This is a genomic window from Streptomyces sp. NPDC001744, from assembly GCF_042892575.1.
Taxonomy (GTDB): Bacteria; Actinomycetota; Actinomycetes; order Streptomycetales; family Streptomycetaceae; genus Streptomyces.
On sequence record NZ_JBIAUG010000005.1, the window covers coordinates 175,514 to 194,775 of the forward strand.

General features: G+C 74.1%; 13 protein-coding genes and 1 tRNA gene. 1 reads left to right on the forward strand and 13 read right to left on the reverse strand.

Annotated elements, in window-relative coordinates; all coding sequences use genetic code 11:
- Positions 1–270: 270 nt before the first annotated feature.
- From ACFYZY_RS08765 to ACFYZY_RS08810, 10 genes are all read right to left on the reverse strand, one after another.
- Positions 271–344 (reverse strand) — tRNA-Thr (locus ACFYZY_RS08765).
- Positions 345–429: 85 nt separating this feature from the next.
- Entirely contained in the window at positions 430–1,977 is a 1,548-nt protein-coding gene (locus tag ACFYZY_RS08770) for an alpha/beta hydrolase (RefSeq protein WP_388691022.1), read from the reverse strand.
- Between the two features lie 132 nt (positions 1,978–2,109).
- Positions 2,110–3,309 carry a DNA polymerase III subunit delta' gene (locus ACFYZY_RS08775; RefSeq protein WP_388691024.1) on the reverse strand — a complete coding sequence of 400 codons (1,200 nt, stop codon included), beginning with the start codon at positions 3,307–3,309 and terminating at the stop codon, positions 2,110–2,112.
- 272 nt (positions 3,310–3,581) lie between these two features.
- Positions 3,582–7,121, reverse strand: coding sequence for a dTMP kinase (gene tmk / locus ACFYZY_RS08780; protein ID WP_388691027.1), 3,540 nt, complete (start codon positions 7,119–7,121; stop codon positions 3,582–3,584).
- 337 nt (positions 7,122–7,458) lie between these two features.
- The gene (gene topA / locus ACFYZY_RS08785; protein ID WP_388691029.1) at positions 7,459–10,299 is read right to left on the reverse strand and encodes a type I DNA topoisomerase; all 2,841 of its coding nucleotides are present in this window, start codon (positions 10,297–10,299) and stop codon (positions 7,459–7,461) included.
- Between the two features lie 396 nt (positions 10,300–10,695).
- Complete coding sequence (locus ACFYZY_RS08790; RefSeq protein WP_388691031.1) at positions 10,696–10,893, reverse strand: hypothetical protein; 198 nt, start codon at positions 10,891–10,893, stop codon at positions 10,696–10,698.
- 912 nt (positions 10,894–11,805) lie between these two features.
- Complete coding sequence (locus ACFYZY_RS08795; RefSeq protein ID WP_388691034.1) at positions 11,806–13,365, reverse strand: methyltransferase; 1,560 nt, start codon at positions 13,363–13,365, stop codon at positions 11,806–11,808.
- 199 nt (positions 13,366–13,564) lie between these two features.
- Complete coding sequence (locus ACFYZY_RS08800) at positions 13,565–14,239, reverse strand: small secreted protein (RefSeq protein WP_388691036.1); 675 nt, start codon at positions 14,237–14,239, stop codon at positions 13,565–13,567.
- Positions 14,240–14,566: 327 nt separating this feature from the next.
- Positions 14,567–15,025, reverse strand: coding sequence for an ATP-binding protein (locus ACFYZY_RS08805; protein ID WP_388691038.1), 459 nt, complete (start codon positions 15,023–15,025; stop codon positions 14,567–14,569).
- Between the two features lie 15 nt (positions 15,026–15,040).
- Complete coding sequence (locus ACFYZY_RS08810; RefSeq protein ID WP_056569340.1) at positions 15,041–15,394, reverse strand: STAS domain-containing protein; 354 nt, start codon at positions 15,392–15,394, stop codon at positions 15,041–15,043.
- A gap of 80 nt (positions 15,395–15,474) precedes the next feature.
- Here ACFYZY_RS08810 and ACFYZY_RS08815 point away from each other — a divergent pair, with 80 nt between their 5' ends.
- Positions 15,475–17,985 carry a DEAD/DEAH box helicase gene (locus ACFYZY_RS08815; RefSeq protein WP_388691041.1) on the forward strand — a complete coding sequence of 837 codons (2,511 nt, stop codon included), beginning with the start codon at positions 15,475–15,477 and terminating at the stop codon, positions 17,983–17,985.
- On the opposite strand, the gene ACFYZY_RS08820 is transcribed toward ACFYZY_RS08815, so the two are convergent.
- From ACFYZY_RS08820 to ACFYZY_RS08830, 3 genes are read right to left on the reverse strand one after another with little or no spacing between them, the layout of a single operon-like run.
- Positions 17,894–18,475, reverse strand: coding sequence for an Rv3654c family TadE-like protein (locus tag ACFYZY_RS08820; protein ID WP_388691044.1), 582 nt, complete (start codon positions 18,473–18,475; stop codon positions 17,894–17,896). The genes ACFYZY_RS08815 and ACFYZY_RS08820 overlap by 92 nt on opposite strands.
- Positions 18,472–18,906, reverse strand: coding sequence for a TadE family type IV pilus minor pilin (locus ACFYZY_RS08825; RefSeq protein ID WP_388691046.1), 435 nt, complete (start codon positions 18,904–18,906; stop codon positions 18,472–18,474). The genes ACFYZY_RS08820 and ACFYZY_RS08825 overlap by 4 nt, the downstream gene beginning before the upstream one ends.
- Positions 18,893–19,141, reverse strand: a complete 249-nt coding sequence (locus tag ACFYZY_RS08830; RefSeq protein WP_388691049.1) for a DUF4244 domain-containing protein — start codon at positions 19,139–19,141, stop codon at positions 18,893–18,895. Before ACFYZY_RS08830 ends, ACFYZY_RS08825 begins: the two co-directional genes overlap by 14 nt.
- Between the last annotated feature and the right edge of the window lie 121 nt (positions 19,142–19,262).

Genomic DNA, 19,262 nt, shown 5'->3' on the forward strand with positions numbered 1-19,262 from the left:
CTCAGTGCCATGGCGATGGCCGGCTTGATCGCCACCATCGCGCAGTGCCTGTTTGCGCACGGGCGGGTTCTCGTCCTCGCGGCCGTGGTCATCGGTGACTTCTGTTGCCAGAGGACGGAATGGGCACGCGTCCGTGCGGCAGCGCTGCGGCTGAGGATCGCCGAGCCCGAAGGACGTGCGGAAACGACTCACGGCCACCGATCCGGCGGCCGTGCTGTCCGGGCATGAAAAAACCCCAGGTCACGGCGAGTGAGTCCTGGGGTAATTCCGAGCCGCCTTCGGGATTCGAACCCGAGACCTACGCATTACGAGTGCGTTGCTCTGGCCAACTGAGCTAAGGCGGCATGCCGTGCGCTCCCATGGTGGGTGCGGCGGCCTCGCCAAGTCTACACAGTTTCCGGGGGTGGTCCGACCACCCCCGGAGAGGACCTACGAGCAGCGCTTTCCGTCCTTGGGAGGGGTGCCTTCCAGGAGGTAGGCGTTGATCGCCGTGTCGACGCAGTCGCTGCCCCGGCCGTACGCGGTGTGGCCGTCGCCCTCGTAGGTCAGGAGGGTGCCGGAGGAGAGCTGGGAGGCGAGGGAACGGGCCCACTTGTACGGAGTGGCCGGGTCCCGGGTGGTGCCGACGACGAGGATCGGGGCGGCGCCCCCGGCGGTGACGCGGTGCGGGCGGCCGGTGGCGGGGGTGGGCCAGTACGTGCAGTTGAGGGCGGCCCAGGCGAGGCCCGCGCCGAAGACCGGGGACGCCTTCTCGAAGGACGGGACGGCCTTCGCCGCGTCGGCGGGGCCCGTGTAGGCGGGCGGCAGGTCGAGGCAGTTCACGGCGGCGTTGGCGTACATCAGGTTGGCGTACGTGCCGTCCGCGCCGCGCTCGTAGTAGCTGTCCGCGAGGGCCAGCAGGCCCGAGCCGTCGCCGCCGACCGCCCGGGTGAGGGCCTCGCGCAGCTGGGGCCAGGCGCCCTCGTCGTACATCGCCGCGATCACGCCGGTGGTGGCGAGCGACTCGCCGAGCTTCCGGCTCTCCCCGGTGGGCAGCGGCTCGGCGTCCACGGCGCGGAAGAACTTCTTCAGCGCCGTCCCGGCCGCCGCGACGGACCCCGTGCCCAGGGGGCAGTCCTTCTCGCGGACGCAGTCGGCGGCGAAGGCCCGGAAGGCGGTCTCGAAGCCGGCGGTCTGGTCGCGGTTGAGGTCGCGCGCGGAGAGCGAGGGGTCCATCGCGCCGTCGAGGACCAGGCGGCCGACCCGGCCCGGGAAGAGTTCGGCGTAGGTGGCGCCGAGGAAGGTGCCGTACGAGGCCCCCACGTAGGTGAGCTCCTCGTCGCCGAGGACCGCCCGGAGGACGTCCATGTCGCGGGCCGCGTCGACCGTGGAGACGTGGGGGAGGATCGTGCCCGAGCGCCGTGCGCAGCCGTCCGCGAAGTTCTTGAAGGCCGCGCCGAGCGCCTTGGTCTCGGCGGGGTCGTCGGGCGTCTGGTCGATCTGGGTGAACGTGTCCATCTGCGGGCCCGTCAGGCACTCGACCGGCTCGCTGCGGGCGACTCCGCGCGGATCGACGGCCACCATGTCGTAGCGGGCGCGGACGGGCGCCGGGTAGCCGACGCCCGCGTACCCCTGGAGGTAGCCGACGGCGGAGCCGCCCGGACCGCCGGGGTTGACCAGGAGCGAACCGATCCGCTTGCCGGGGCCCGTGGCCCGTACCCGGGAGACGGCCAGCTTCACCTCCCCCGCGTCCGGCTTCGCGTAGTCCAGCGGGGCGCGCAGGGTGGCGCACTGGAAGCCCGCCACTCCGCAGTCGCGCCACTTCAGCCTCTGCGCGTAGTACTTCCCGAGGGCGGCGGGGACGGGGGCGGGCGCCACCTGCCCGCGGGTCGTCGTGCGGGGCGCGGCGGCGTCGCTCCCGCCCGAGCAGCCGGAAAGGATCAGTCCGACGGCGGCCAGGGCCGTGGCGGACGTGCGGAGCAAACGCCTGGAGTCCATCCCCGGAGCGTATCGGGACCGGTACGTAACGTGTCCAATCGTGACGGGTCGCTCAGAGGACCGACCGGTCGCCCGCCGGGGCCGTCGCGCGCGGGATCCGTCGCGCCGAGCCCCGTCGCTCCCCCGTCCTTCCTACCGCAGCGCCATCGTCATCGCCTCCACCGCGAGGAGCGGCGCCACGTTCCGGTCGAGGGCCTTGCGGCAGGCGAGGACGGCCTCGATGCGGCGGAGGGTGCGCTCGGGGGTGGTGTCGCGGGCGATCCGCTCCAGGGCGTCCCGCACGTCCTCGTTGGCCAGGGCCGTGCGGGCGCGGAGCTGGAGGGCCAGGACGTCGCGGTAGAAGCCGGTCAGGTCGGTGAGGGCGAGGTCCAGGCTGTCGCGCTGGGTACGCGTCCTGCGCCGCTTCTGCCGCTCCTCCAGCTCCTTCATCGCCCCCGCCGTGCCGCGCGGCATCCGCCCGCCCTGGGCCGCGCCGAGGGCCGTCTTCAGCTCGTCGGTCTCCTTGACGTCGATCTCCTCCGCGGCCTGCTTCGCGTCCTCGGCCGCCGCGTCGACCAGCTCCTGGGCGGCCCGGAGGCAGCCGCCGACGTCCCCGACCCGCGACGGCAGCTTGAGGACGACGGACCGGCGCGCGCGGGCCCGCTCGTCGGTGGCGAGCCGCCGGGCCCGGTCGATGTGTCCCTGGGTGGCGCGGGCGGCGGCCCGCGCCGTCTCCGGTTCGATGCCGTCGCGCCGTACGAGCGCGTCGGCGACCGCCTCGACCGGCGGGGTCCGCAGGGTCAGGTGCCGACAGCGGGAGCGGATCGTGGGCAGCACGTCCTCCAGGGAGGGCGCGCAGAGCAGCCACACCGTGCGCGGCGCGGGCTCCTCGATGGCCTTCAGGAGGACGTTGCCCGCGCCCTCGGTGAGCCGGTCGGCGTCCTCCAGGACGATGACCTGCCAGCGTCCGCCCGCCGGGGAGAGCTGGGCCCGCCGGACGAGTTCGCGGGTCTCCTTCACACCGATGGACAGCAGGTCCGTACGGATGATCTCGACGTCCGCGTGCGTGCCGACGAGGGTCGTGTGGCAGCCGTCGCAGAAGCCGCAGCCCGGTGCGCCGCCGAGGGCCCGGTCGGGGCTCACGCACTGGAGGGCGGCGGCGAACGCCCGCGCCGCCGTCGCCCGCCCGGCCCCGGGAGGACCGGTGAAGAGCCAGGCGTGGGTCATCTTCGAGGTCTCGGGATCGGGCGCGCCGGCCGAGTGGGCGGTCACGAGCGCGTCGGCGTCGCGCGCGGCGGCGGCGAGCTGCTCCTCGACCCGGGTCTGTCCGACCAGGTCGTCCCATACGGCCATGTCTGCCCCTCCTCAGGTACGCCCTCCATTGTGGGGCAGGGGTCCGACAGTCCCCGCCGGGCGCTCCGGCCGTCCCGCCCGGCCGATCCGGGGCGCGGGCGACGGCGGCTCCTGCCCGTCACCACCGTGCCGACGGCACCGGGAAAGCCCGGACCGCAAGCGCGCGGGGGCGGCTTCCGGCCCTGTCCGGACCGCAAGCCGCCCCCGCGCCGGAAACCGGCGGCCCGGTGTCGCGGCGCGGGATGCTCCGCTCCGGCCCCGGGGCCCGCGCGTCAGCCGTGGCGCCGGAAGCCCTCGTCCTCGTCCCCGTGCGGGCCGAACAGTTCGTCGGCCAGCGTCGGCAGGTCGTCGAGCGGGGTCTCCTCCGCCCAGTCGGAGCGCCGGCGCGGGCGGCCGTTCTCGTCGAGCTGGGGCAGTTCCCGGGTCCGGTCGTTCGCGCCGTCCGGCTCCTCCCGCCGCGTACCGCCGGGCCCTCCGGCCCGTTCGTCGCGGAAGAACCCCTTCGGCACCCGGGTGCCCGGCCCGGACTCCCGGGCGTCCCGCGCGGCCGGGCCGGACGTCCGGGGGCCCCGTACGGCCGCCGGACCGGACGACGTCCTGGGGTCCTCCACGACGGGCAGGACGGCGGTCTCGTCGGCGTCCCTCTCCTCGCGGACCTGCGCGTTCCGCTCCTCGCGGACCTTCGGCAGGGCGGCGGTCTCCGCCTCGGGCCGCACGATCGGCGTGACCACGGTGACCTCGTCGGGCGAGACGGTCGGGGCGTCCGGTTCCGGACGGTTCCGCTTCCCGGTCCCGGCGGCTCCGGCTTCTCGTGCTCCGCCGGGCTCTCCGCCCGGCTTCACGACCGGGGTGGGAACGGTGACCTCGTTCGCCGAGACCTCGGTGGCGCGGGCCTTCCGCGCGGCCTCGGCCTTCCGCCGCTCCAGCCCCTCGGTCTCGGCGGCAGCCCTCGCCCGGGACTCCCGTCCGGCGGCCGCGCGCGCCTCCGCCGCCGCCCGCTCGGCCTCGGCACGCTCCCGGGCCTCCCGCTCCCGGTTCTCCCGTCCCCGGGCCTCCTTCGCCTCGGCCGCGCGCTGGGCGGCCGCCTGCTCCGCCGCCGCGCGTTCGGCGGCGGCGCGCTCGGCGGCGGCCTTCGCCGCGGCCTCGGCCGCGAGCCTCTCCGCCGCCTCCTTCGCCGCGGCCTCCTCGGCCGCCTTCGCCGCCGCGGCGGCCTCGGCCGCCCTGCGGGCCTCCTCCGCGCGGAGCAGGGCCTCCTCGGCCTTGCGCTGCTTCTCCAGGCGGCGGGACTCGGCCTCGGCGCGCAGCCGGGCCTCTTCCTCGGCCTGCCGGCGGAGCCGCTCCTGCTCCTCCTGGCGGGCCTTCTCCTCCGCCTCGCGGCGCCTGCGCTCCTCCTCGGCGGCGATCCGGGCCTCCTCGGCCCTGCGACGGGCCTCCTCCGCCTGCCGCTCGGCCTCCAGGCGGCGCGCCTCCTCCTCCTCGCGGCGCTTGCGCTCCTCCTCCTCGGCCCGCAGCCGGGCGAGCTGCTCCTGGCGCTCGCGCTCCAAGCGCTCCTCCTCGGCCTTGCGGGCGGCCTCCTCCTCGGCCTTGCGCCGTGCTTCCTCCTCCGCCCTGCGGCGGGCCTCCTCGGCGGCCTTCACCTCGGCCTCGGAGAGCGGCAGCATCCGGTCGAGCCGGTGGCGCACGACGGTGGTGACGGCCTCCGGTTCCTGACCGGCGTCGACGACGAGGTAACGGCCGGGATCGGCGGCGGCGAGGGCGAGGAAACCGGCCCGTACGCGCGCGTGGAACTCCGGCGGCTCGGACTCGAGCCGGTCGGGCGCCTCGGTGAACCGTTCCCTCGCGGTCTCCGGGGAGACGTCGAGCACGACGGTCAGGTGCGGGACGAGGCCGCCGGTCGCCCAGCGGGAGATGCGGGCGATCTCGGTCGGGGACAGGTCCCGGCCCGCGCCCTGGTAGGCCACGGACGAGTCGATGTACCGGTCGGAGAGGACGATCGCGCCCCGCTCCAGGGCGGGCCGGACCAGGGAGTCGACGTGTTCGGCGCGGTCGGCCGCGTAGAGCAGGGCCTCGGCCCGGTTCGAGAGCCCCGCCGACGACACGTCGAGGAGGATCGAGCGGAGCCGCTTGCCGATCGGGGTGGCACCGGGTTCGCGGGTGACGACGACCTCGTGGCCCTTGGCGCGGATCCACTCGGCGAGCGCCTGGACCTGGGTCGACTTCCCGGCGCCGTCGCCGCCCTCCAGGGCGATGAAGAAGCCGGTCGGGGACGGCCGCTGGGCCGGGTCGGAGCCGCGCAGCGCGTCGCGCAGGTCGCGCCGGAGCGGAACGCCCGCCCGGTCGTCGGTCTTCGCGAGGACGAGCGCGGCGACGGGGAGCAGCAGGGCGCCGGCCAGGGCGAGCGTGAAGGCGGCGCCGCCGTGCGCGAGGACGGAGTCGCCGGGGGCGATCCGGTGCGGCCCGATCGCGGCGGCGAACAGCGGCGCGGCGAGCGCCCCCGCGCCCATCGCGACCCGGGCGGCGGCCTGCAGGTGCTCGGTGGTCCGGGCCCGGCGGGGCTCCTCGGTCTCCTGGTCGATCAGGGCGTGGCCGGTGTGGGCGGCCACGCCGGCCGCGTATCCGGTGAGGACGGCGAGGAACAGCACGGTCGCCGTGTCCGGGACCAGGCCGACCGCGATCAGGGCGACACCGGTCACGGCGATCGCGAGGGCGAGCAGCCGGCGCCGGGACAGGGCGGGCAGGACCGAGCCCGCCGTGCGGATGCCGACGGCGGTGGCACCGCCGAGGGCCAGGATCAGGAGGGCGTACGTGACGGGGCCGCCGCCCAGGTCGTACGCGTGGAGCACGGCGACGGACGCGGCGGCCGCGACGGCCCCGGCGACGACGGCGCAGGCCAGGACGAGCAGGGGGAGGATGCCGGTACGGCCCCGGTCCGCGTCCCTGCCGGGCTTCCCGTTCCTGCCGGGCTTCCCGGGCTTCCCGGTGGAGGGCCGGCGCAGGCCCTCCAGGGGCGAGCGGGGCCGGGGCGTCTCCCCGCCGGGGAGCGCCATCGCGTACAGGACGGTGACGGAGGCGGCGAACAGCCCGGCGGCGACGTACGAGCCGAGGGCGGCCTGGTGCAGCGTGAACCAGTCGAGTCCGACGCCGAGCAGGTCACCGATCAGGGTGGCGACGAGCAGGACCGCGGCCGCCGCCGGGACGGCGAGGAAGCCGGTGCGCAGGGACAGCTTGCGCAGCGCGCCGAGGTGGTCCGGGAGCGGCCGCACGGCGGCGCCCTCCAGCGGCGGGGCGGGCAGCAGCGCGGGCGCGGCGCCCTCGCGGCTGATCGTCCAGAGCCGTTCGGCGGCGCCGGTGACGAAGACGGTGCCGAGCAGGTACCAGAGGGCGTTGCCGGGGGTCCAGTCGATCCACAGGGGCGCGACGACGAGGAGCGCGATCCGTACGCCGTCGGCGCCGATCATGGTCCAGCGCCGGTCGAGTTTCCCGCCGGGCCCGGTGAGCGCGGTCAGCGGACCCAGGAGGACGGCCCCGAACAGGACCGAGGCCAGCAGGCGCGTACCGACGACGGCGGCCACGGCGAACGCCGCCCCCCGTTCGCCGCCCCCGAGCGCGCCCTCCACGACGGCCGCCTGGAAACCCAGGAGGACCAGGACGAGGAGGGCGAGGGCGTCGCCGGTACTGCCGAGCAGGTGGGCGCTCCACAGCCGGCGCAACGGCTGGTGGCGCAAGAGGGCGCGTACGGCCCGCTCCTGTGAATCCGCGACGAGTGCGGCGTCGGAATCGCCGAGACGGTCTGGCTGCTCTGCTCGCGTCATCCGTCCACCCTATCCGGACGGCCTTCCTCCCCGCGGCCTGCGCCCGAACATCCGGACGAGGCCGTGATGGGAGGAGGAGCGGCGACACGGCGGACCCGGCGAGGGGGCGGGGCGCGGAGGGGAGGAGCGGACGCGACGAGGGGGCGGGTACGGCAGGAAGGGCCGACACGGCGAAGGGGCGGATACGGCAGGAAGGGCCGACACGGCGAAGGGGCGGATACGGCAGGGAAGAACGGACACGGCGAAGGGGCGGAGGCCGTCCGCCCCCGCCCCTTCACCGCACCCTCCGGCCTTCGCGGATCTCCCCGGTCCGCCCGGCCTTTCCGGGTCTTCCCGCCTACTCGGCCTTCGTCGCCGCCGACGCCGACGTCTTCTTCGCCGCGGTCTTCTTCGCCGTCGCCGTCTTGGCCGTCGCCGTCTTCTTCGCGGCGGTCTTCTTCGCCGCCGTCTTCTTGGCGGTGGTGGCCTTCTTCGCGGGCGCCTTCTTCGCCGGGGCCTTCTTGGCGGTCTTCTTCGCCGGCCCCTTGGCCCGCTTCTCGGCGAGCAGCTCGTAGCCGCGCTCGGGCGTGATCGTCTCCACGCTGTCGTCGGTCCGCAGCGTCGCGTTCGTCTCGCCGTCCGTCACGTATGGGCCGAACCGTCCGTCCTTGACGACCACGGGCTTCTCGCTGACCGGGTCGGTGCCCAGCTCCTTCAGCGGCGGCTTGGCCGCGGCCCGGCCCCGCTGCTTCGGCTGGGCGTAGATCGCCAGGGCCTCTTCCAACGTGATCGTGAAGAGCTGCTCCTCGTCGGTGAGCGACCGCGAGTCCGTGCCCTTCTTCAGGTACGGGCCGTAGCGGCCGTTCTGCGCGGTGATCTCGACGCCCTCGGCGTCCGTACCGACGACCCGGGGCAGGGACATCAGCCGGAGCGCGTCCTCGAGGGTCACCGTGTCGAGGGACATCGACTTGAAGAGGGAGGCCGTGCGCGGCTTCACCGCGTTCTTGCCGGTCTTCGGGGTGCCCTCGGGCAGGATCTCGGTGACGTACGGGCCGTAGCGGCCGTCCTTGGCGACGATCTGGTGGCCGCTGGCCGGGTCGGTGCCCAGCTCGAAGTCGCCGCTCGGCCTGGCGAGCAGCTCCTCCGCCAGCTCGACGGTCAGCTCGTCGGGCGCGAGGTCCTCGGGGACGTCGGCGCGCTGGTGGCCCTCGGCGTCCTTCTCGCCGCGCTCGATGTACGGCCCGTAGCGGCCGACGCGGAGCACGATGCCGTTGCCGACGGGGAAGGAGGAGATCTCCCGCGCGTCGATGGCGCCGAGGTCGGTGACGAGTTCCTTGAGGCCGCCCAGGTGGTCGCCGTCGCCGTTCCCGGCGTCCGCCGCGCCGCCCGCGTGGGTGGCCTCGCCCTCGCCGAAGTAGAAGCGCCGCAGCCACGGCACGGACCGGGCCTCGCCGCGCGCGATGCGGTCGAGGTCGTCCTCCATGCGGGCGGTGAAGTCGTAGTCGACGAGCCGCCCGAAGTGCTTCTCCAGGAGGTTGACGACGGCGAAGCTCAGGAAGGACGGGACGAGTGCCGTGCCCTTCTTGAAGACGTAGCCGCGGTCGAGGATGGTGCCGATGATCGAGGCGTACGTCGACGGGCGGCCGATCTCGCGCTCTTCCAGCTCCTTGACCAGCGAGGCTTCGGTGTAGCGGGCCGGCGGCTTGGTCGCGTGGCCGTCCGCCGTGATCTCCTCGGCGGTCAGCGCGTCGCCCTCGGCGACCTGCGGCAGGCGCCGCTCGCGGTCGTCCAGCTCGGCGTTCGGGTCGTCGGCCCCCTCCACGTACGCCTTCATGAAGCCGTGGAAGGTGATCGTCTTGCCGGACGCGCTGAACTCGGCGTCACGGCCGTCGGACGTCCGGCCGCCGATCTTCACGGTGACCGAGTTCCCGGTCGCGTCCTTCATCTGGGAGGCGACGGTCCGCTTCCAGATCAGCTCGTACAGCTTGAACTGGTCGCCGGTCAGGCCGGTCTCCGCCGGGGTGCGGAAGCGGTCGCCCGAAGGCCGGATCGCCTCGTGCGCCTCCTGCGCGTTCTTGACCTTGCCCGCGTAGACGCGCGGCTTGTCCGGCAGGTAGTCGGCGCCGTACAACTGCGTGACCTGCGCCCGGGCCGCCGAGACGGCGGTGTCGGAGAGGATCGTGGAGTCCGTACGCATGTAGGTGATGAAGCCGTTCTCGTACAGCTTCTGCGCCACCTGCATGGTCGCCTTCGCACCGAAGCCCAGCTTGCGGCTCGCCTCCTGCTGGAGGGTGGTGGTGCGGAAGGGCGCGTACGGGGAGCGGCGGTACGGCTTCGACTCGACCGAGCGCACGGAGAAGGCGGTGTCGGCGAGCGCGGCGGCGAGCGCCCGCGCGTTCCGCTCGTCCAGGTGGAGCACGTTCGCGCTCTTGAGCTGCCCGTCGGAGCCGAAGTCACGGCCCTGCGCGACGCGCCTGCCGTCGACCGTCGCGAGGCGCGCGACCAGCGAGGACGGGTCGGAGGCGTCACCGGCGCGGCCCGTGCCGAAGGTGCCGGTGAGGTCCCAGTACTCGGCGGAGCGGAAGGCGATGCGCTCGCGCTCGCGCTCGACGACGAGCCGGGTGGCGACGGACTGCACGCGGCCGGCGGAGAGCCGGGGCATGACCTTCTTCCACAGCACCGGCGAGACCTCGTAGCCGTACAGGCGGTCGAGGATGCGGCGGGTCTCCTGGGCGTCGACCATGCGCTGGTTGAGCTCGCGCGGGTTGGCGACGGCCTCGCGGATGGCGTCCTTGGTGATCTCGTGGAAGACCATCCGGTGGACCGGGACCTTGGGCTTCAGGACTTCCCGGAGATGCCACGCGATGGCCTCGCCCTCGCGGTCCTCATCGGTGGCGAGGTAGAGCTCGTCGGAGTCGGCGAGCAGCTCCTTGAGCTTCCTGACCTGCGCCTTCTTGTCGGCATTGACGACGTAGATGGGCTGGAAGTCGTGCTCGACGTCGACTCCGAGGCGGCGCACCTCGCCGGTGTACTTCTCGGGCACCTCGGCAGCGCCGCTGGGGAGGTCGCGGATGTGCCCGACGCTCGCCTCGACGACGTAGCCGGGGCCGAGGTAGCCCTTGATCGTCTTCGCCTTGGCAGGCGACTCGACGATGACGAGTCGGCGGCCGCCGTGTGCGGTCTCGCTGGTCGGGGACAACTTCGCTCTTCTCTCCGGTTCGGCACTCTCTGGACACGTACGGGGCGCACGTACGGGACGCGCATCGGGCACGTACGGCGCCGACACGCACGGCAACGGCACGGACGGTGTCGCTCCCGTCGCTGCGGAGTGTGACGGTACAACCCGCCCCCGTGTCAAACGGCGAAAGCCCGCAACGGCCACTCGAACGGTAACCCGAGTCCTGGCATTCCTGCCGCCCGGACTCCCGGTCCGGCGGGGCGGGGGCCGCGCGCCTCCCGGCCGGAGGGGGCCCGGACACGTGCGGGACGGGCCCGGGGGCGGGGTCCGGAGAAGGCGTGGAAACGAAACCCGGGAGGGCGCGGCAGGGGAACCGAAGGGTTCCGGAGGCGTGGCCGTCGGGACCGGGCGGAAAGGTCAGAGGCGGCCGAAGCACCAGACGCCGAGGACGAGGGAGAGGGCGCCGAAAAGGCTCGTCAGCACGACCGCGGCGCGCGGGGCGACCCCGTGCGCGACGGGTTCGCGGTGGAGGGACCGCACGGTGGTCCACAGCAGCAGCGCGCCTCCGAACAGCGTGAACGCCGTCCCCGCGAAGATCGCCGGCCCGCTCTCCATCCCCGTACCCCGTTCCGTTCGCGTGCGGTGTTCCGCCTCCCCGGGGGCGAGGCTGACACCCCCGGAAGTCGTGGGCGCGAATTCCGGATGAACGGCGCGGACCCTTCCCCGGGAGCTTCCCGAAGATGGCCGGTAGTGGCCTTCTCCCCGACCTGCGCCCCGCGCGGCGCCTCCTTCGCCCGGGCCGTCCGCCCCCGCCTCCTTCGCTCGGCCCGACCGCCTCCGCTCCCGCCGCCCTCTGTCGCTCATGTCACGCCTCTGCCGTGACCGTCGCGCCCGTGGCGCCTTCTCGCCCTTCGCGGCTCCCGTCGCGAACCCGGCGGGCGCCTCCTGTGCCGCACGGCGGGGCCCGGGGACAGGTGAGGCGGTGGTGGCGGCGAGCACGAAGACACCGTGGAGCGTTCCGTCGAGGGCGGGAACGGCCCGTGGAGCGGGAACGGAGACGGGGGCCGGGGCGTACGGGAGGACCCGTCCGTTCCGGGGCGGCGTTCGGTGGCGGAACGGCGGCGGTACGAGCCGGGGTGCCGCGTCGGCGTCCGGCGGCGCCGGGTGCCGTGGCGTGCAGTACCCGCAGGAGGCGGAAGCTGCGGGAAGCGCCGTTCCGGGCGGGATCACGGTGCTTGTCGGCGGCTCCCTCCTTCCTGCCCGGACGGACGAGGAGGGAAACCAGGGGGGGCGGTCCGACCAGCGGCATTCCTGCCCCTGTCGGCGGGCCGGGCCCGTCGGGCGGCGCACGGCGGGAAGCCGCCCCGGCGACGGCCACGAGCCGGACGCCACCGGGGAACCGCAGGGGAAACGGAACGCGCCTGCCCGGACCCCCGATCCGGGGCGGCGAACAGCGCCCGGATCCGTCCGTGTCGGACGCGGGCCTCCTCCGTCGAACGTCGATCTCCTCGTCGGGTCCGGCCGGGGTCAGACCTCCTCGTCCCCCTCCCCGTCCCCGTCCCCTCCGCCGACGGGCAGCAGGAAGCCCTCCTCCACGAGGAGCCGGATCGCCTGCGGGGTGCGGTCCCGCAGCAGGACCGGATCCTCACCCGTCAACTGCCCGATGGCGTCGAGGATGCGGCCCGCGCTGAGGGTCCCGTCGCAGACCCCGGCGAATCCGGCGCCCACGTGGTCCACCCGGGTCGCCCGGCGCATGCCCCGGTTCTGCCGGAGCACGACGTGCTCCGGGTCCTCCGCGCCCGGCAGCCCGACCTGCTCCTGGACCACCTCGGGCGCGAGCGTGAACCGGCCCGCGAGGAGGGCGGCGTCGTCGTGGGTCCGCAGGTAGTCCTGGCGCTCGAAGTGGGCGCGGACGGTGGGGCCGAGGGGCTGCTCGACCGGGTGCGGCCACTCCTCGATGACGATCGAGGGCTCGATCTCGCCGGAGGCCACGGCTCCGTTCCGCCGGATCGTGATCCAGCCGAACCCGACCGCGCGCGTCCCCCGGGCCTCGAACTCGTCGAGCCAGCGGTCGTACGCGGCCCGGTACGCCGCCGGGTCGCCCCGGTGGTCGCCGCTGTCCCGCAGCCACAGCTCGGCGTACTGGGTGACGTCCTGGACCTCGCGCTGCACGATCCAGGCGTCGCAGCCGCGCGGCACCCAGGAACGCAGCCGGTCCTGCCACTCCTCGCCGTCCACGTGCTGCCAGTTGGCGAGGAACTGGGCGTACCCGCCGTCGTTGAGCCGCTCCCCCGTCTCCTGGACGAGCGTCCGGCACAGGTCGTCGCCGCCCATCCCGCCGTCCCGGTAGGTGAGCCGGGCGCCGGGGGAGATCACGAACGGCGGGTTGGAGACGATCAGGTCGTACGTCTCGCCCTCGACCGGATCGAAGAGGGAGCCCGCGACCAGCTCGGCCTCCTGGGCCCCGGAGAGCGCGAGGGTGAGCCGGGTGAAGTCCAGGGCGCGCGGGTTGAGGTCGGTGGCGGTGACCCGGGTGGCGTGCTGGGCGGCGTGCAGCGCCTGGATGCCCGAGCCGGTGCCGAGGTCGAGCGCGGAGGAGACCGGCGTACGGACGGTGATGCCGGCGAGGGTGGTGGAGGCGCCGCCGACGCCGAGGACGACGCCCTCGTCCTTCTTCCCGATGCCCCCGGCACCGCCCACGGCGCAGCCCAGGTCGGAGACGATGAACCAGTCCTCGCCGCCGGGTCCGCCGTACGGCCGGATGTCGACGGTGGCGTGCACGGTGTCGTCCTCACGGACCACCCAGCCGTCGGCGACGGCCTCGTCCAGCGGGAGCGCGGCGGCCGCCCGGACCCGCTCGACGGGTTCTTGGAGCAGGAAGAGCCGGACGAGGGTCTCCAGCGGGGAGTCGCCGCGGGTGGCGCGCAGGGCCGGCACGGTCTCGCTGCGGGCGAGTGCCGCGTAGGCGGGGGCGCCGAGCAGGTCGAGCAGGCCGTCCGCCGTGAAGGCGGAGGCGAGCAGGGCCTCGCGCAGACGGGCGGCGTGCGTGGGCACCGGGAGGCGGGAAGACAGGCTGGTCGTACTCACCGCTCCATTGTGACGGCCGCCACCGACATCCGGGCGGGCGACCCGGCGGCGGGAGCGGATCGTCACCGGGCCCGGCGACCGGGCCCGACGGCGGAGACCGGCCGGCCTTCGTACCGCCGTCGGGTCCACGGAACCGGGATCGGGGCCGGGGCCGGGAGGGTCGGTGCCGGGGGGGCGAGGGCAGTCGCCCGACGGTCCCCTACTCGGTCTTGGCGGCCGTGCTCTCCCCGTCCGGCTTCGCGGACTCCCCCTCGGCGGGCCGGGAAGCCCCGGCGTCCGCGGTGGCGTCGGCTCCCGGGGCGGCGGAACCGGAGGTCTTCGGCGGGGTGGAGGCCGTGGGCTTCTGGCAGCCCGGCTGCTTGGCCATCGCCTTGCCCAGGTCGCCCCCCTCCAGCTTGGACAGGGCGTTCTGGTCCATCTTCTCGATCTTCGTCAGGCCGTTGGCGACGCCCTGGAGGCCGTCCGCGAACTTCTGCTGGTTCGTCGGGTCGAGCGCGTCGACCTGCTTCTTCAGCCCCTCGTACGCCACGGCGGTGTCGTTGAGCTCCTTCATGGCGTCCTGCTTGACCTTCTCGCCGTTCTCGACGGGCGGGGCGCCGGAGCTCTCGACGGCCTTGGCGAGGGCCCGGTCGGCGTCGGCGATGTCCTGGAACGCCTTCGAGTCGGCGGCCTGGATGTCGGCCGGCTTGCTGTCGGCCGCCGTCGAGATGATGATCTGGTGGGCGTCGGCCCGCTTCTGGATCTGGGGCTTCGCCTGGTCGCAGAACGACTTCGCCCAGTCGTCCACCTTGTTGCCCTCGTCGTCGCCGCAACCCGACAGCGCGAGCATCAGTACCGCGCCGCCGGACAGTGCGGCCGCAAGCTTCTTGTTCACCGGATCGGTCCCTTCCAAGGCTCTCGGCCCCGGAACATACACGCCGAACGGGCTACTTCCACCTTTCGTACGACTGGTTACCGCCGTATTGAAGCCTTTTGAACCAAGGGAGAGACCCCTCACAGGCTCCTCGTGGTCCTGGGGAGTGAGACGGACGCCACGTCAGGGGACCTTCACGGGAAGCGGCTTGGGGAGGGGCATGACAGCGGTCTCGCCGCCCCCGGAAGGAAACGTGCGCCGGGACCCGGGACGAACGGAAGGGGCCCCGCTCGGCGGGGCCCCTCCGTCTCTGCTGCCGTCACTCCCGGAACCGCGTGGCGATCCCGGTCAGGACAGGACGCTCACCGGGCTCACCGGCCAGGTCATCCGAATGGTGCCGCCGTCCGCGCCGGCGCTCACCTCGACGTCGTCGACGAGCCCGCGGATCACCGCGAGGCCCATCTCGTCCTCACCGTCGGCGTCGTCGAATTCCTCGACCGGCGCCGCGGACCGCGCGCCGGGAACCCCGACGGCGTCGGCCGCCGCCACCCCCGCGCCCGGCACCTCGTCGCCGACCTCGATGGAGAACGTCTTCTCCTCCTCGGTCAGAACGACCCGGATGGGGGTCGTGACGTCGTTGCTGCGATGCAGTCCGACGGCACGGGAACACGCCTCGCCCACGGCGAGGCGCACCTCGTCGAGGGCCGCCTCGTCCACCCCCGCCCGGCGCGCCACCGCGGCCGCCACCAGGCGGGCCGTCCGGACGTGCTCGGGCTGAGCGCTGAAACGGAGTTCAACGGTGGCCATGCGAACCCCCTGGGCTCAGTCGACGGCGTTGACGGCCTCGTCGACCGAGGTGTGGATCGGGAACACCTTGGTGAGACCCGTGATCCGGAAAATCTTCAGAATGCGCTCCTGGTTGCAGACCAGACGCAGCGAGCCCTCATGGGCGCGAACGCGCTTCAGGCCGCCGACGAGCACGCCGAGGCCGGTGGAGTCGAGGAAGTCCACGCCCTCCATGTCGACGACCAGGTGGTAACTGCCGTCGTTCACCAACTCGACCAACTGCTCGCGCAGCTTGGGCGCGGTATACACATCAATCTCGCCACCGACCTCGACGACCGTACGGTCACCGCCAGCACCGGTCACATTGCGAGTCGACAGGGACAGGTCCACGGATCCTCCAGCACCTTGCTATCGGGCGATCATTCTCTCGGGTCTCCCGGACGGAGCCGAGGAACGGATCGCCAGCCGCGATGGCATTCAATCACTTACCAGCAGCCATGCACGACGCCTTGGAAGCATTGTCCGTCATGGCAGTGACACACTCGATGCCAATGCCCAGGAATCACCGACCCACTCGTCCCGCCGAGGACAAAGGCGGCCGCCCTTCTCCCGGCCTGGTCCTCGACCGGCTCTCCTCGGGTGAGAGCCGGGCCGCGCGCATCACTCATACGGAGCACATGCCCGCCCGGGCGGGCCGTCATGCGGTCTGGCCGGACCGTATCCGTCCGGAGGTGATCGCCGCGATCCAGGCGGCCGGGATCGAGCACCCCTGGGCCCATCAGGCGGAGGCCGCCGAGCACGCCCTCGACGGCGAATCCGTGGTGATCGCCACCGGCACCGCCTCGGGCAAGTCGCTCGCCTACCTCGCCCCGGTCCTCACGACCCTCCTGGACGGCTCCGAGGCCCCCAACGGCCGAGGGGCGACCGCCCTGTACCTCGCGCCCACCAAGGCCCTCGCCGCCGACCAGCGACGCGCCGTGCGGGAGCTGTCCGCCCCCCTCGGCAACCGGATCCGCCCCGCCGTCCACGACGGCGACACGCCGGTGGAGGAACGCGAGTGGATCCGGCAGTACGCGAACTACGCGCTGACCAACCCCGACATGCTGCACCGGAGCGTCCTCCCCTCCCACCCCCGGTGGTCCTCCTTCCTGCGCGCCCTCCGCTACGTCGTGATCGACGAGTGCCACACCTACCGGGGCGTCTTCGGCTCCCACGTCGCCCAGGTACTGCGGCGCCTGCGCCGGATCTGCGCCCGGTACGGCTCCGAGCCGGTCTTCCTCCTCGCCTCGGCCACCTCCGCCGACCCCGCCCGGGCCGCCGGCCGCCTCACCGGCCTCCCGGTCACCGAGGTCTCCGACGACGCCTCGCCCCGCGGCGAACTGGTCTTCGCCCTGTGGGAGCCGCCGCTGACCGAGCTGCGCGGCGAACGCGGCGCGCCCGTGCGCCGCACCGCCACCGCCGAGACCGCGGACCTGCTGACCGACCTGACCCGGCAGGGCGTCCGCTCGGTCGCCTTCGTCCGGTCCCGGCGCGGCGCCGAACTGATCTCGGTGATCGCCCAGGAACGGCTGGCCGAGACCGACCGTGCCCTCTCCCGCCGCGTCGCCGCCTACCGCGGCGGTTACCTGCCCGAGGAGCGCCGCGCCCTGGAGCGGGCCCTGCACTCCGGGGAACTCCTCGGTCTGGCCGCCACGACCGCCCTGGAGCTGGGCGTGGACGTCTCCGGCCTGGACGCCGTCCTGATCTCCGGCTACCCGGGCACCCGGGCCTCCCTGTGGCAGCAGGCGGGCCGCGCCGGCCGTTCCGGCGAGGGTGCCCTCGCGATCATGGTCGCCCGGGACGACCCGCTGGACACCTTCCTGGTCCACCACCCGGAGGCGATCTTCGATCAGCCGGTCGAGTCGACCGTCCTGGATCCCGACAATCCCTACGTCCTCGCCCCCCATCTGTGCGCCGCGGCCGCCGAGCTGCCGCTGACCGAGCCGGACCTGGCCCTCTTCGGCCCGGCCGTCCCCGACCTGCTGCCCCAGCTGGAGACGGCGGGCCTGCTGCGCCGCCGCTCCACCGGCTGGTACTGGACCCGCCGCGAACGGGCCGCCGACCTCACCGACATCCGGGGCGGCGGAGGCAGCCCCGTCCGGATCGTGGAGGCCGGGACCGGCCGCCTCCTCGGCACGGTCGACGAGGCGGCCTCCCACGCCGCCGTCCACGAGGGCGCCGTGCACCTCCACCAGGGCCGCACCTACCTGGTGCGGGAACTCGACCTCAAGGACTCCGTCGCCCTCGTGGAAGAGGCCGTCCCGCCGTACTCCACCACCGCCCGCGACACCACCTCCCTCACCGTGCTCGACACCGAGACCGAGGTCCCCTGGGGGGCCGGCCGCCTCTGCTACGGCTCCGTCGAGGTCACCAACCAGGTCGTCTCCTTCCTCCGCCGCCGGCTGATCACGGGCGAGGTGCTGGGCGAGACCAAGCTCGACCTGCCGCCCCGCACCCTGCGCACCCGGGCCGTGTGGTGGACGGTCACCGAGGACCAGCTCGACGCCGCCCGGATCACGCCGGAGATCCTCGGCGGCGCCCTGCACGCCGCCGAGCACGCCTCCATCGGCATGCTGCCGCTCTTCGCCACCTGCGACCGCTGGGACATCGGAGGCGTCTCCGTACCGCTCCACCCCGACACCCTGCTGCCCACCGTCTTCGTGTACGACGGGCATCCGGGCGGCGCGGGCTTCGCCGAGCGGGCCTTCCACACGGCCCGCGCCTGGCTGACCGCCACCCGGGAGGCCATCGCCTCCTGCGAGTGCGAGGCGGGCTGTCCCTCCTGCATCCAGTCCCCGAAGTGCGGCAACGGCAACGACCCCCTCCACAAGCGCGGCGCGGTCCGCCTCCTCACGGAGTTCCTCCGGGAGGCCCCGGACCCCACGGAGGAACCGGGGGGCCCGGAAGTTCCGGGGAGCCCGGAGCTTCCGGGAGTCCCGTAGAACCCGGGGGCTCCAGGAGTGCCGCCGGATCGAGAGGCGCCGCCGGATCAGGGAGTTCCACCGGAGCGGGAAGCGTCGCCGGACGAGGTTCGGACGGGCCCGCCCGGGATCTGACCTCCGGCCGGTACGGGCCGCGTACGACCCGCGCGGTCACCTCGGCCAGCTCACCCCGCACCGCGCACCGCACCAGCTCGACACCCTGGGCGCCGGCCACCCGGGAAGCGGCGGCGCACGCCTCTTCCTCGCCCCGGAGGGCCCGGTCGGCGGCGGCGAGAGCGGCCATGTCGGCTGCCCCACCCGCCCGGTGCCTGGCCGCCGTCGCCTGGCCCAGCGCGAGCACCGCCCCGAACACCACGCACAGCGCACAGGCCGCGAACGCCGCCCACACGGTCGCCGCGCCCCGGTCGCCCGCGCCGGTACGGACCTGGCCACGGCCGGGGGCCCGGGCCCGAGCCCGGACACGTCCGCCGTCCCGTTCGCCGGGCGTCACGAGCGGTCCCCGCCGTCGGGGTCACCGGGCCGCGAAGCCCGGAAATCCACGCCTTCGCCCTCCTCGGGCATCACCGGTTCCGTGTCCTCCGCGAGCGCCGCCGCGTCCGCCCGCAGGGTGAGTCCCAGGCCCCGGGGACCCGGGGCCGCCACCTCCACGGTCACCCGCCACAGCTCCCCCGTCCGGATCACCGACACCCGGGCGCCCTCGGGCGCGGCGGCCCGCGCGGCTCCCTCGGCGGAGGCCACCGGTTCCGAGCGGGCCGCCATCCGCGCTCCCGCCCGCGCCGCGTCCACGCACCGGATCTGCGCGGCGGCCGCGGCCAGTCCCCAGAGCAGGGTCACCGTGAACAGCGCCAGGACGGGGAGGACCAGCGCCGCCTCCACGGTCACGAAGCCCCGGTCGGACGGGCTCCGGTCAGAACGGCGCATCGAGGGCCCTTCCGATCACCGATTCCAGGGCCCCCGAGACCGCCCCGCTGGTCACGATCTTGTAGAGCACTGCGGCGAACGCGGCCGCGGCGATCGTCCCCACCGCGTATTCGGACGTGGTCATTCCCGTGTCACGACGCGACGCTTCCCGCCGCGCCCGCCACCACTCGCCGACCCGTGCCCTGACCGCCGTCACTGCCGTTCCCGCAGTTCCCGCCGCCGTCACCGTTGCCATGTCGTTCTCCTAGTTCCGTTTCGCCTTGTCGCGTTCATCGTGTTTGTCGTGCTCATCGTGTTTGTCGCGTTTGTCGTGTCCGGACGTCGTTTCCGGACACGGTGTCCGTCGCCGCGCACGC